Genomic DNA, 11,785 nt, shown 5'->3' with positions numbered 1-11,785 from the left:
TCAGAGCGTTGCCTCGATCGCGCGGGCGGCAGCCAGCGGGTCTTCGGCCCTTGCGATCGGGCGGCCGATCACAAGCACGCTCGCCCCGTCGTCACGCGCCTGACGCGGGGTTACGACGCGTTTCTGGTCGCCGACCGTACTGCCCGCAGGGCGCAGGCCGGGAACGACGAAATAGCCGTTCTTCCAATGTTTGTGGACCGCGCCGACTTCGTGGCCGGAGCAGACGATCCCGTCCAGACCCGCCGCTTCGGCCAGTTCGGCAAGGCGCATGACCTGATCGTGCGCGCTGCCGCCGATGCCGGTTTTCGCCATGTCGGTTTCATCGAGGCTGGTCAGCATGGTGACGGCGACGACTTTGGTGTTCTCACCCGCCGCGGCCTTGGCGTCTTCCATCATCGCGCGCCCGCCACTGGCGTGAACGGTGACGATGGCCGGTTCCAGCACGTGGATCGACTGCATCGCGCCTGCGACCGTGTTGGGAATGTCGTGCAGTTTCAGGTCGAGGAAGATCGGCAGCCCGACTTGCGCCATTTCCAGCACGCCGTGATGGCCATGAGCGCAGAAAAACTCGAGGCCGAGCTTGATGCCGCCGACGTGGCCCTTCACCTTCTCGGCAAGCGCCTTCGCCCCGTCTAGGCGCGGCACGTCGATCGCGATGTAAACCGGATTGCTCATGGCAGGGTGGGACGCTCTTCCTCGGGCACGAAGCGGGCTTCTTCTTCCTCGCGCGCCGCGATCAGCGAACGTTGCGAGGATTCAAGAGCCGCGATCCGGCGCTTCAACCGCCAGCGTGCGGCGCGGTGGAACATCCACATCGGCGCGAAACCCAGCAGGAACGACGACAGGATGATCATCGGCAGCGGCGTGTTCAGCACCACGTCGCTCCAGATCAGGACGTCGATCCTGAACCAGTTGGCATAGGCGAATACCGCAAGACCCGCGACGATGACCGCCCAGACGATGGTCTTCAATATTTGCAAACCCGTTTCCTCCAGTCCCGTTTGTCCGGACCGAAACTAGGACCAATGCGCGGCTTTGGCCAGCCTGAGCCGGCCGCGCCCGCGCACTTATCCGAATCGATCAGCCGAAGACGCGGGCGAAGATCGTGTCGACGTTCTTGAAGTGGTAATCGAGGTCGAACTTTTCCTCGATCTGTTCGTGGCTCAGCGCGGCGGTCACTTCCTCGTCGGCCTTGAGCAGTTCGAGCAGCGACAGCGCGCCGTCCGATTCCCATACCTTCATCGCGTTGCGCTGCACCAGGCGGTAGGCATCCTCGCGGCTGACGCCTGCCTGCGTGAGGGCGAGCAGAACGCGCTGCGAATGGACGAGGCCGCCCATGCGGTCGAGGTTCTTCTGCATCCGTTCGGGATAGACGAGCAGCTTTTCGATCACGCCAGTCAGGCGAGCGAGCGCGAAGTCGAGCGTGATCGTCGCGTCGGGACCGATGAAACGTTCGACCGAGGAGTGCGAGATGTCGCGTTCGTGCCAGAGCGCCACGTTCTCCATCGCCGGAATGGTCGCCCCGCGCACGACGCGGGCGAGGCCGGTGAGGTTTTCGGTCAGGATCGGGTTGCGCTTGTGCGGCATGGCCGACGAACCCTTCTGACCGGGCGAGAAGTATTCCTCCGCTTCGAGCACTTCGGTGCGCTGCAGGTGGCGGACTTCGACGGCAAGACGTTCGATCGACGAAGCGATCACGCCCAGAACGGCAAAGAACATCGCGTGGCGGTCGCGCGGAATGACCTGCGTGGAGACGGGCTCGACCGAGAGGCCCATCTTTTCCGCCACGTATTCCTCGACGCTGGGGTCGATGTTGGCGAATGTGCCGACCGCGCCCGAAATCGCGCAAGTAGCGATTTCCTTGCGGGCGAATTCCAGACGTTCCTTGCAGCGCGAGAACTCTGCATAGGCTTCGGCCATCTTCAGGCCGAACGTGACGGGTTCGGCGTGGATGCCGTGGCTGCGCCCGATCGTCGGGGTGTACTTGTGTTCCTCGGCGCGGGTGCGGATCGCGGCCAGCAGCTTGTCGAGATCCTCAAGCAGGATCGCGGCGGCACGGTCCAGCTGGATGGCAAGCGTGGTGTCCAGCACGTCCGAACTGGTCATGCCCTGATGCATGAAGCGGGCTTCGTCGCCCACGTTCTCCGCCACCCAGGTCAGAAAGGCGATGACGTCATGCTTGGTCACGGCCTCGATCGCGTCGATCGCTTCGACGTCGATCTTCGGGTTCGTCGCCCACCAGTCCCACAGGGCCTTGCCCGCGCTTGCCGGGACGACGCCCAGTTCGCCCAGCTTTTCGGTCGCATGGGCCTCGATCTCGAACCAGATGGCGTATTTCATCTCCGGTTCCCAGATCGCGGTCATCGCGGGGCGGGCATAACGTGGGACCATTTTCGACTCCGTCGGGCAGTTCAGTTGCGCATTCGTCCGCGCGGCTAGGGGGAGGGGGCCGAATTGGCAAGGGTTCATCGGGCTGGCCTTGCCATGCGTTCCACAGGCGACAGACGCGCCGGGCGCTGTTAGGGCGCGCGCCTGCCCCTGTGGAGACGATGCACGAGATGACCAGCAAGCGCGGCGATTGGCTGACTTACGTCATGCTGGGATGCACGATCGCGTTCTGGGCGGGCAACTCCATCGTCGGGCGCGCCGTGCGGGCAGAGATCGATCCGGTCACGCTGGCGCTCATGCGCTGGATCGGGGCGACGATCGTCGTCACGCCGCTGGCATGGCGGGGCCTTAGAGCGGACCTTCCCGCGATCCGTGCCGCATGGAAGCCGACCCTGGCGCTTTGTGTAGCCGGCATCGTGGGGTTCAACACCGTGCTCTACGCAGGTCTTCAATACACCTCGGCCGCCAACGCCTTGTTGATGCAGGCCAGCGTTCCGGGGCTTGTCCTGGCGATTGCCGCCATCTTCTTTGCTCAAAGGGAGCCTTGGATAAAGGTCTTCGGCATTTTGCTGTCGGTCTTCGGTGCGGCCTTCACGATTTTCAAAGGCGATGTGCACGCAGTTCTCGCCCTGCGGCTGGGCAAAGGAGACCTGATCGTCTTGGCCGCATGCCTGCTCTGGGCGATTTACACGGTGCTGCTGCGGCTGGCGCCCAAGGTCAGACCGGCGAGCTTCCTGTTCGTGCTCTTTGCCGGGGGCGCGCTCATCCTGCTGCCGGTTGCGCTGATCCTGCCGGGGCGTCACCTTGAACTGACTGCGGCCTCGATAGGCGCGATCGCCTATGTGTCGGTCTTCCCCTCGGTCATTGCCTATTTCCTGTTCAATGCCTCTGTCGCGCGGGCGGGATCCGCGATTGGGGGACAGGCGATCGCGCTGATGCCGATCATCGGCGCCTTGCTCGCCGCGCTGCTGCTGGGAGAGGCGCTACGATGGTATCACGGCGTCGGGATCGCGATCATCCTGGCGGGCATCGTGATCGCCGCGCCGGGTCGCGTTCAGAATCGATAAGTGAGGTCGACCCGCTCGCTGCCCGAAAGCGAGCCGTCCGGCGCGAACCGCCGCTCCGCAATCGAACCTTTGCCGTCGGCGCCGATCATGACGACGGTGCTGCAACGCGTGCCGTACTTCGGATTGTGGATGAAGACAGGCGCGGCCTCGCTGTCGGCTTCTGCCGCCGGGCCGCTCTTGGCAAGCATTGCGAAAAAGGCACTTTCATCGGGCTGCCCACTGTCGATCAAGCGGCGCATGTCGCCCGTCAGCCTGTCCACTTTGGGCCATGGATCGGCAAAGGCCCCGTTCGACAATCCGTAATAATCGTCTTTGTCCATGGCCCGCGGTTCGGCCATGGTTCGGTTATCTACGATCCAGCCGCTCGCACCGTCGATCAGGACGAGGCTGAATCCGTTGTATGCGGAAAGATCGGCAAAGCGATCCTCGACCCGGTGCCAGTCGCCGGTCAGCCAGTCGGTGACGAGCGCGCCGCGCGACGGAGCGTCGGGGCGAAAGTTCACCGGATCGCGGAAGTTGGTGATCAGCGCCAGCCGCCCGCGCCGGTCTGAGATGCCCTGCTCAGAAACGCCCAGCCAGGTGCCACCCGAACGCAGATCGCGCCCGGCAATGATGCCGCTGCCGTCGCTCCAGCGAGACAGACCTTCCGTGGGCCTTTCGTGAAATTCGTCGCGGTTGGCGATGATGACCAGCGGCCAGTCCGGGGCGCAGCGCCAGGCAGCAACGGCGATGCACATCAGATCAGGCCCTTGGACCTGAGTGAGACGTGCCCCGACCGCCCGACGATGATGTGATCATGAACGGTGATATTGAGAAGCCGCCCGGCCTCTGCAATGCGGTTCGTGATCTGGATGTCGGCGCGGCTGGGCTCCGGATTACCGCTGGGGTGATTGTGCACGAGGATCATCGCCGCCGCGCCCAGTTCCATCGCCCGGCGGATAACCTCGCGCGGGTGGATCGCCGCCTCGTCCAGCGACCCGTCGCCGATGTGTTCGTCCTGGATCAGGCGATTCTGCGCATTAAGGTAAAGCACGCGAACACGCTCAACCGTCAGGTGCGCCATGTCGATGGTAAGGTAATCGATCAGCGCCTGCCACGAACCCAGCACCGGCTTGTCCTGCACATGCGCGCGGGCAAGACGGCGGGTGGCGATGGCGACGATCTTCAGCGCCGCCGCGCTCGTCTCGCCCATGCCGGGGTGTGTTTCCAGCGACTTGCGATCGGCATTGAACACGCCAGCAAGACCGCCGAACCGCTGGATGAGCGAACGGGCCAGCGGCTTGACGTCGCGGCGCGGAATCGCGGTCATCAGCAGGTATTCCACGATCTCGTGATCGCCCAGCGCATCGGCCCCGCCATCCATGAAGCGGGCGCGAAGCCGTGCACGGTGACCCTTCGGATCGTGCCCGTCCGCCTTCTTCGCAGGGGCCGGTGGCACCTCGTTCATCGGCAGTTCGTCCTGCCTGCTGTTCACTGCGACCTGCTCCCCCGCCGGGATAGCCCGTGCGTAAAATTGCGTTTCGAACCATTGCCTTTGCCTCGCGGCCCGCGCAAGTTCCGCGCGCCTGCGAACCGTGGATCGATTGTCCGGTCGCGGCCTGTAAGAAAGAAGCATGAACCAATCCGCCGAAATCGATGAACAGCCCGATCTGCCCCCGCGGCGGCGCAAACGGCTTGGCCGAATCGCGCTGGGCGGCGTGGCGGCGCTGGCGCTTGTCGTCGGCGGCGTCTGGACCGTGCGCAAGGATCTTGCCGACGGGCTGATCGCCGATACGCTGGAAAGCTACGACCTGCCCGCGACTTACGACATCGCCTCGATCGGTCCATCGATGCAGGTGATCGACAATGTCGTGATCGGCGATCCGGACCGCCCCGACATGACGATAGAGCGGGCCGAAATTACCCTGCGCTATCGCTTCGGAAGCCCTCAGATCGCCGCGATCCGGCTGGTGAAGCCCCGGCTTTACGGACGGTTGGTCGATGGCAGGATGAGCTTCGGCACGCTCGACAGGGTCATCTATACCGGCCCTTCGGACCAGCCGTTCGAGCTTCCCGACATGCGGGTCGCGATCGATGACGGGCGCGCGCTGCTCGGCTCCGACTATGGCGACATCGGTGTGAAGCTGGCAGGTTCGGGCCACTTGCACGGCGGTTTCTCCGGCGTGATCGGGGCAGTTGCGCCCAGACTTTCGGACGGGGACTGCACGCTCAGCGACGCTTCGGTTTACGGAACTGTTTCGATCACGGGGCAACGTCCGCGATTCGAAGGTCCGTTGCGGCTTTCCGGTGTCGACTGTTCGGAAACGGACTTCTCGCTGGGGCAGGCGATGCTGGCACTCGACTTGACGGGCACGCGGCAGTTCGACGGTTTCGACGGCAAGGCCGATGTGTTGAGCGGGCGGCTGGCAAGCGCAGGGCAGTCGGTCGGTAGCATCGCGGGGGAAATCGCGATCGCGCTGAACAAGGACGGCCTTACCAGCAATCTCGACCTCACGGCGGCCGATGCACGGATCGCGGGGGCGGACATAACCCGCTTCGCGGTCGAAGGCGCGGTGCGGGCACGCGATGGCTTTGCCAACGTCGCCTTCGACGGCAGCTTGCGGGGCGCAGGGCTCAGGCCGGGTCAGGGCTTCGACGGACAGCTCGCCGGGTATCAGCAGCTTGCCGAAGGCACGCTCGGTGCGCCGCTCGTCGCCAAGCTGCGCTCGGCGCTGGCAAGGGAAGGGCGGCGCAGCACGTTCGACGCCGACGTACAGGCGCGCATCGGGCCGGACGGGCGCACCGTCATCGTCCCCAGTGCCGCCTGGCGGGGGCAGGGCGGGGATACCCTGCTGTCCATCTCACGCGGGCAGCTATCGCTCACCGACGATGGCCGCACGCGGTTCGCGGGCGCGTTCGAAAGCGGCGGGCGCGGGATGCCGCGCATTTCGGGCCGGATGGAACAGAGCGGCGCGGGCGGCATCACCATGCAGCTTTCGATGGCCGAATATGCCGAGGGCGATTCGCGGCTGGCTATCCCGTCGCTGGAAATCAGGCAGAACACTGCGGGCTTCCTGCAGCTTTCGGGCATGGTGAAAGCATCTGGCGCGATACCCGGCGGCCGGGTCGAATCGTTGCAACTCCCCGTTACCGGCGGCTGGAAGCCAGGGGGCGGTCTTGCTCTTTGGCCCGGATGCGTCACGCCGCGATTTGCCCGGCTCGAACTGGCCAGCCTGACCTTGCAGGACCAGTCGCTGACGCTCTGCTCTCCTGAAAACAGCGCTATCCTGCGCAGCGATTCGGCGGGAACGCGCTTTGCCGCCGGTGTCCCTTCGCTCGATCTGGCCGGAACGCTTGGCGACACGCCCGCCACGATTCGCGGTGGTCCCGTCGGGATCGGCATTCCCGGTACGTTTGTTGCACGCGATCTCGATATCGCGCTTGGCGAGGAAGCGAGCGCGACGCGATTCCGGTTGAGCGAACTGACCGCGGATATCGGCGGAGAGATCGCGGGCACGTTCGCCGATGCTGAATTCCGACTTGCCGACGTGCCGCTGGATATCACTCAGGCCTCGGGCACTTGGGCATGGCGCGACGATTCGTTGATCGTCAAAAACGGCACTCTGCGCGTGACGGACCGTCAGGCCGATGCCCGCTTTCAGCCGATGATCGCGCGCGATGCCGAGCTTGTCTTTGCCGATAATACGATCGTCGCGGACGCGCTGTTGCGCGAAGAGACGACTGGTCGCGCGGTCGTCGGCGTCGATATCGTCCATGCGCTGGGCACCAGCACCGGCCATGCGGACCTTTCCGTGGACGGGATCACCTTCGACGATGGCTTGCAGCCAGATACCGTCACGCGCCTTGCGCTCGGCACGATCGCCAATGCCTATGGCACGGTCACGGGCAAGGGCCGGATCGACTGGGGCAAGGATGGCGTTACCTCGACGGGGTCGTTCTCTACCGATTCGCTGGATTTCGCGGCCGCCTTCGGTCCGGTCCGCGGGCTGTCCGGCACGGTCGAATTCACCGACCTGCTCGCGCTTGAAACCGCGCCGAATCAGCGGGTTTCCATCGCCGAGGTCAATCCCGGCATCGTGGTCGAGGATGGCATCGTCGATTTCACGATCGAGCCGGAACTGGCCCTGCAACTCAACGACGCGAAGTTTCCGTTCCTGGGCGGCACGCTGACCATGCGGCCCACGCGGATCAACCTGGGCCAGACCGAGGTGCGCAGCTACGTCTTCGAGATCGAGGGCCTGGACGCTGCCCGTTTCGTTGAACGTATGGAGCTTGCGAACCTCAGCGCGACAGGCACATTCGACGGCACGATCCCGCTGATCTTTGACGAAAACGGCGGTCGCATCGAAGGCGGCGTGCTCACGTCACGGCCGCCGGGGGGCAATGTGTCCTATGTCGGCGCGCTGACCTACGAGGACCTGAACGCCATCGCCAACTTCGCTTTCGATGCGCTCAAATCGCTCGATTACACGGCAATGAGAATCGGGCTCGACGGCAATTTGGACGGCGAGATCGTGACGCGGGTGAAGATCGACGGGGTCAAACAGGGCGATGGCGCGAAGAAGAACATCATCACCCGGCGCCTCGCATCGCTGCCGATCCGTTTCGACGTGAACGTGCGCGCGCCGTTCTACCAGCTGCTGTCCAGCTTCAAGTCGCTCTACGACCCGGCCTCGGTGCGCGATCCACGCGAACTGGGCCTGATCGACGTGAGCGGAAATACGCTCGTCCCCTCGGGCGAGGCGGTGCTGGGCGAGGATATCACCCCGGTTGAAGAAGGCATTCAGCCACCGGAAAGCGAGAGAATGCAATGAGTGGAGCACGATGGATGGCTCGATTGACGCCGGCGGCCGCCGGTGCAAACACGGCCCCGATGGATTTTCCAAGGGGCAGGGCACTGGACTGGCAACGCCTGATCGCCTGCGGCACTATGGTCGCGGGCTTTTCGGCATTGGCGGCCTGCGTCAACGTGAATGCGCCGGCCGAACCGATCGTGATCGAGCTGAACGTGAACATCAAACAGGAAGTGCTCTACCGCCTCGTCGATTCCGCGGAAGAGAACATCGAGGAAAACCCGGAGATTTTCTGATGCCCGCAACCGGCAAGACATTTCGCAACATCGCCGCCGCCCTGCTTGCCGCAGGTGCGCTGGCAACCGTCGCTTCGCCCGCCTTCGCGCAGCGCGACCCGGCCTATGCCGCAGGCCGCGCCAACGGTACGATCGGCGAGAAGATGGACGGCTATCTCGGCTTCGTCGGAAATCCGTCGTCCGACCTCAAGAAATTGGTCAACGATCTCAATATCCGCCGCAAGGCCAGCTATGCCGACCGCGCCCGCGCACAGGGCGTCACGATCGAGGAATTCGCCTTTACCCAGGGCTGCCTGTTGATCGCGCGAACCGCGCCTGGTGAAAAGTACCAGGCCCCTGACGGAAGCTGGCAGACACGCGGTAGCGGCCCGGCCCGCGTCGACCCGCGCTGCCCCGCCGCAGGCTGATTCGCACGCGGCTTTCGGGCAGGGGCAGTGCTCCGGCATTTTGCAGTGCCGCAAAATAGCTTGAATACGACCATTGGGCCATGTTGACTTGGCGTAACCCCTTTCCTAAAGGGTCCGCGCCCTCGACGGGCAGCTTGTCGCGCTTGCCGGGCCTTTCAACGGGAGGAACCTGCATGAACGATGATCGGTCCGATCGGGAACCCATTGGTGAGGATGTTCGCATCGATTCGCTCGAAGCCCGGCTTAAAGCCGCGCGGGAGCGGGAAGACGCTCGCATCCAACCGCAGGTACAGGCTCCCGACGCGAACTATCGCCTGGGATCCAGAGTGCTGGCGGAACTCATCGGTGGTCTCGCAGGTGGCGCGCTGATCGGTTGGGTTATCGACCGGTTTGCTGGAACGTCGCCCTGGGGTCTGTTGGTGATGCTGTTCCTCGGAATGGTGGTCGCCTTCAGGAACATCATACGAATTTCGAACCGGCGCCCCGACTGATAGTCAGGAAGGGCGCTGTCGTTCATAAGGCGACAGGGAAACACGCGTGGCAACCGAAGCCAAAGTCGACCCGATGCATCAGTTCACGATCCAGCCGATGTTCGGTACGGATCACCTGGAACTGCTCGGCTACAATATCGCCATCACCAATTCGACGGTGTGGATGGCGATCTCGGCGCTTGCGCTGTGGGCCTTCGTTTTCGGCGGCATGAAGCGTCAGCTGGTGCCCGGTCGCTGGCAGATGGCGGTGGAAAGCTTCACCGGCCTGATCGACGACATGCTCGAAGCGAACATCGGCAAGAACGGGCGCAAGTACGTTCCCTACATCTTCTCGCTGTTCATGTTCATCCTGTTCGGCAACATCCTCGGCCTCCTGCCGCTGGGCGTCATCGGCCTGCACCCCTTCACATTCACCAGCCACTTCACCGTGACCGGCATTCTCGCGATCATTTCGTTCGGCATCGTGCTGATCGTCGGTTTCGCGAAGCACAAGCTGCACTTCTTCTCGCTCTTCGTGCCGCACGGCACGCCCGTCCCGATGATCCCGATCATCTTCGTGGTCGAGATGATCAGTTTCATGGTCCGCCCCTTCAGCCTTGGCCTGCGTCTTTTCGTCGCGATGATGGCCGGGCACGTCCTGCTGGAAGTGCTGTCGAGCTTCGTCATCGGCTCCAGCAATGCAGGCATGCAGTATTTCGCCATCGCCGGTATCCCGAGCTTCATCCTGATGATCGGTATCTGTGCGCTCGAAATCCTGGTCGCGGGCATTCAGGCCTACGTCTTCGCACTGCTTACCAGCGTCTATCTCAACGACGCTGAAAACCTTCACTGATCTGTTCAACACGACAAGTTTTCCAAAGGAGTTTTTACAATGGACGCAGAAGCCGCAAAGCTGCTCGGTGCCGGTCTCGCCGCTCTTGGTGCGGGCCTCGCCTCGCTCGGCGTTGGTAACGTTTTCGCCAAGTTCCTCGAAGGCGCGCTGCGCAATCCGGGTGCTGCCGACGGCCAGCAGGGCCGCCTGTTCATCGGCTTCGCCGCCGCCGAACTTCTTGGCCTGCTCTCGTTCGTCGTCGCGATGATCCTGATCTTCGTCGCCTGATCGAACGCTTTCCTTTCCCGGTCCGTCCGATTTACGGGCGGGCCGGAGAAGGATGCTTTGAATTTCTAGCTGCTTGATCCCGTAACAGGACGCCATTTGCGATGCCTCAGATAGAACAGTTGGCCGCGACCTACTCCAGTCAGATTTTCTGGCTGTTGCTGATCTTCGGCCTGGTCTTCTTCATCGTCGGCAAGGGCATGGTCCCCAAGGTGATGGATACCGTCGCCCTGCGTGACAAGCAGATCTCGGACGACCTTGCTGCTGCGGAAGCCGCCCGTAACAAGGCCGATGCCGAAGAAGCCGCCTGGCGGGAGCGTGAAAACGCCAACCGCGCAGAGGCCCAGGCCCTTATCGCCAAGGCCAAGGCGGAAGCCGCCGCCAGCACCGAAAAGAAGCTGGCCGCCGCACAGACCGGCATCGATGCCAGGCTGACCGAGGCGGAGGCACGTATCGCCGAGGCCCGTGCATCTGCCGCCGCAGAGATCGAGGAAGTAGCCAGCGAGGCCGCTGCCGACATCGTGAAGCGTCTTGCCGGTATCGAGGTTTCCGCCGCCGAAGCCCGCCCCGCCGTTAAGGAGGCGATGTGATGAGCACCCTGACCGTCGTTCTTGCCGCTGACGGATCGGCCATGGTCGAGGAAAACCTCGAACACGCCACCGAACTACAGGGCATGGAACAGGCTGGCCACGCCGGCACCGAACACGCCGAACCGGTTGCTTTCGGTTTCATCGGTCCCTTCGCCTGGATCAGCCTCGCGATGCTCGTCTTCATCGGCGTGCTTCTGTGGAAGGGCGTGCCCAAGCTGATCGCCGGCGGGCTCGACAAGAAGATCGCGGAGATCAAGTCGCAGCTTGACGAGGCAAAGCAGCTTCGCGCCGAGGCAGAGGCGCTCCGCAAGGAGTATGCCGACAAGATCGCCGGGGCCGAAAAGGACGCAGCGAGCATGCTCGAGCATGCTCGCCACGAAGCCGATACCATCGTTGCCAAGGCCGAGACCGACTCCACCGCCATGGTCGCGCGCCGCCAGAAGATGGCCGAAGAAAAGATCGCCGGTGCCGAACGCGCCGCGATCGACGAACTTCGCGCCAAGGCCGCTCGGGCATCGGCTGCCGGTGCAGCCTCGATCATTGCCAAGCGGCATGACCAGGCCGCGGACAGCTCGCTCGTCGACCAGACGATCTCCAGTCTCTGACACTCGCCATCCGATCGGATTCGCTTCCGATCAGACCGGCTTCTGAAAAAAA

The 11,785-nt window shown here is 63.7% G+C and carries 14 protein-coding genes; 9 read left to right on the top strand and 5 right to left on the bottom strand.

The window, feature by feature from the left end:
* The 3 genes from pyrF to purB all read right to left on the bottom strand — a co-directional run bounded on the left by pyrF (position 1) and on the right by purB (position 2,391).
* On the bottom strand, positions 1–675 hold the full coding sequence (gene pyrF / locus FAX90_RS03240) for an orotidine-5'-phosphate decarboxylase (RefSeq protein ID WP_144095476.1): 675 nt from the start codon (positions 673–675) through the stop codon (positions 1–3).
* Positions 672–971, bottom strand: coding sequence for a LapA family protein (locus FAX90_RS03235; protein ID WP_144095474.1), 300 nt, complete (start codon positions 969–971; stop codon positions 672–674). Before FAX90_RS03235 ends, pyrF begins: the two co-directional genes overlap by 4 nt.
* A gap of 109 nt (positions 972–1,080) precedes the next feature.
* Positions 1,081–2,391: an adenylosuccinate lyase gene (gene purB / locus FAX90_RS03230; protein ID WP_144095472.1), complete on the bottom strand. Its 1,311-nt coding sequence runs from the start codon at positions 2,389–2,391 to the stop codon at positions 1,081–1,083.
* A 167-nt stretch (positions 2,392–2,558) separates the two neighbouring features.
* Between purB and FAX90_RS03225 the strand changes: the two genes are divergently transcribed.
* On the top strand, positions 2,559–3,455 hold the full coding sequence (locus FAX90_RS03225) for a DMT family transporter (RefSeq protein ID WP_170234847.1): 897 nt from the start codon (positions 2,559–2,561) through the stop codon (positions 3,453–3,455).
* Here the strand turns inward: FAX90_RS03225 and FAX90_RS03220 are convergent.
* Both FAX90_RS03220 and radC read right to left on the bottom strand, forming a co-directional pair.
* Entirely contained in the window at positions 3,443–4,192 is a 750-nt protein-coding gene (locus tag FAX90_RS03220; RefSeq protein ID WP_144095468.1) for an NRDE family protein, read from the bottom strand. The two genes, FAX90_RS03225 and FAX90_RS03220, sit on opposite strands and share 13 nt — an antisense overlap.
* Positions 4,192–4,902 (bottom strand): RadC family protein, encoded by a 711-nt coding sequence (gene radC, locus FAX90_RS03215; RefSeq protein WP_144096814.1) that lies wholly within the window; start codon positions 4,900–4,902, stop codon positions 4,192–4,194. Before radC ends, FAX90_RS03220 begins: the two co-directional genes overlap by 1 nt.
* Positions 4,903–5,068: 166 nt before the next feature.
* On the opposite strand from radC, the gene FAX90_RS03210 reads away from it, so the two are divergent.
* The 8 genes from FAX90_RS03210 (at position 5,069) to FAX90_RS03175 (ending at position 11,733) form a co-directional block, all read left to right on the top strand.
* A complete protein-coding gene (locus FAX90_RS03210) occupies positions 5,069–8,269 on the top strand; it encodes an intermembrane phospholipid transport YdbH family protein (protein ID WP_144095466.1) in 3,201 nt (1,066 codons plus the stop codon).
* Positions 8,270–8,328: 59 nt separating this feature from the next.
* Complete coding sequence (locus FAX90_RS03205; RefSeq protein WP_338080237.1) at positions 8,329–8,544, top strand: YnbE family lipoprotein; 216 nt, start codon at positions 8,329–8,331, stop codon at positions 8,542–8,544.
* The gene (locus tag FAX90_RS03200) at positions 8,544–8,951 is read left to right on the top strand and encodes a YdbL family probable chaperone protein (protein ID WP_144095465.1); all 408 of its coding nucleotides are present in this window, start codon (positions 8,544–8,546) and stop codon (positions 8,949–8,951) included. Before FAX90_RS03205 ends, FAX90_RS03200 begins: the two co-directional genes overlap by 1 nt.
* A 173-nt stretch (positions 8,952–9,124) precedes the next feature.
* Positions 9,125–9,442, top strand: coding sequence for an AtpZ/AtpI family protein (locus tag FAX90_RS03195; RefSeq protein WP_144095463.1), 318 nt, complete (start codon positions 9,125–9,127; stop codon positions 9,440–9,442).
* A gap of 73 nt (positions 9,443–9,515) precedes the next feature.
* A complete protein-coding gene (locus tag FAX90_RS03190) occupies positions 9,516–10,274 on the top strand; it encodes a F0F1 ATP synthase subunit A (protein WP_420810963.1) in 759 nt (252 codons plus the stop codon).
* Positions 10,275–10,313: 39 nt separating this feature from the next.
* The gene (locus FAX90_RS03185) at positions 10,314–10,541 is read left to right on the top strand and encodes a F0F1 ATP synthase subunit C (RefSeq protein ID WP_066552832.1); all 228 of its coding nucleotides are present in this window, start codon (positions 10,314–10,316) and stop codon (positions 10,539–10,541) included.
* Positions 10,542–10,642: 101 nt separating this feature from the next.
* Positions 10,643–11,128, top strand: a complete 486-nt coding sequence (locus FAX90_RS03180; protein ID WP_144095459.1) for a F0F1 ATP synthase subunit B family protein — start codon at positions 10,643–10,645, stop codon at positions 11,126–11,128.
* On the top strand, positions 11,128–11,733 hold the full coding sequence (locus FAX90_RS03175) for a F0F1 ATP synthase subunit B family protein (protein ID WP_144095457.1): 606 nt from the start codon (positions 11,128–11,130) through the stop codon (positions 11,731–11,733). The genes FAX90_RS03180 and FAX90_RS03175 overlap by 1 nt, the downstream gene beginning before the upstream one ends.
* Positions 11,734–11,785 lie beyond the last annotated feature (52 nt).

Source organism: Croceicoccus sediminis, from assembly GCF_007570835.1.
In the GTDB taxonomy this organism is placed as follows: domain Bacteria; phylum Pseudomonadota; class Alphaproteobacteria; order Sphingomonadales; family Sphingomonadaceae; genus Croceicoccus; species Croceicoccus sediminis.
The sequence above is the reverse complement of the archived record's forward strand: the minus strand, read 5'-3'. Positions and strand labels throughout refer to the sequence as shown.

Bases quoted from the DNA above. Each gene is read 5' to 3' on its own strand.
- radC (WP_144096814.1), bottom strand. From the start codon at position 4,902: ATGAACGAGGTGCCACCGGCCCCTGCGAAGAAGGCGGACGGGCACGAT.
- FAX90_RS03180 (WP_144095459.1), top strand. From the start codon at position 10,643: ATGCCTCAGATAGAACAGTTGGCCGCGACCTACTCCAGTCAGATTTTC.
- FAX90_RS03175 (WP_144095457.1), top strand. From the start codon at position 11,128: ATGAGCACCCTGACCGTCGTTCTTGCCGCTGACGGATCGGCCATGGTC.
- FAX90_RS03225 (WP_170234847.1), top strand. From the start codon at position 2,559: ATGACCAGCAAGCGCGGCGATTGGCTGACTTACGTCATGCTGGGATGC.
- FAX90_RS03205 (WP_338080237.1), top strand. From the start codon at position 8,329: ATGGATTTTCCAAGGGGCAGGGCACTGGACTGGCAACGCCTGATCGCC.
- pyrF (WP_144095476.1), bottom strand. From the start codon at position 675: ATGAGCAATCCGGTTTACATCGCGATCGACGTGCCGCGCCTAGACGGG.
- FAX90_RS03190 (WP_420810963.1), top strand. From the start codon at position 9,516: ATGCATCAGTTCACGATCCAGCCGATGTTCGGTACGGATCACCTGGAA.
- FAX90_RS03200 (WP_144095465.1), top strand. From the start codon at position 8,544: ATGCCCGCAACCGGCAAGACATTTCGCAACATCGCCGCCGCCCTGCTT.
- purB (WP_144095472.1), bottom strand. From the start codon at position 2,391: ATGGTCCCACGTTATGCCCGCCCCGCGATGACCGCGATCTGGGAACCG.
- FAX90_RS03185 (WP_066552832.1), top strand. From the start codon at position 10,314: ATGGACGCAGAAGCCGCAAAGCTGCTCGGTGCCGGTCTCGCCGCTCTT.
- FAX90_RS03195 (WP_144095463.1), top strand. From the start codon at position 9,125: ATGAACGATGATCGGTCCGATCGGGAACCCATTGGTGAGGATGTTCGC.
- FAX90_RS03220 (WP_144095468.1), bottom strand. From the start codon at position 4,192: ATGTGCATCGCCGTTGCTGCCTGGCGCTGCGCCCCGGACTGGCCGCTG.
- FAX90_RS03210 (WP_144095466.1), top strand. From the start codon at position 5,069: ATGAACCAATCCGCCGAAATCGATGAACAGCCCGATCTGCCCCCGCGG.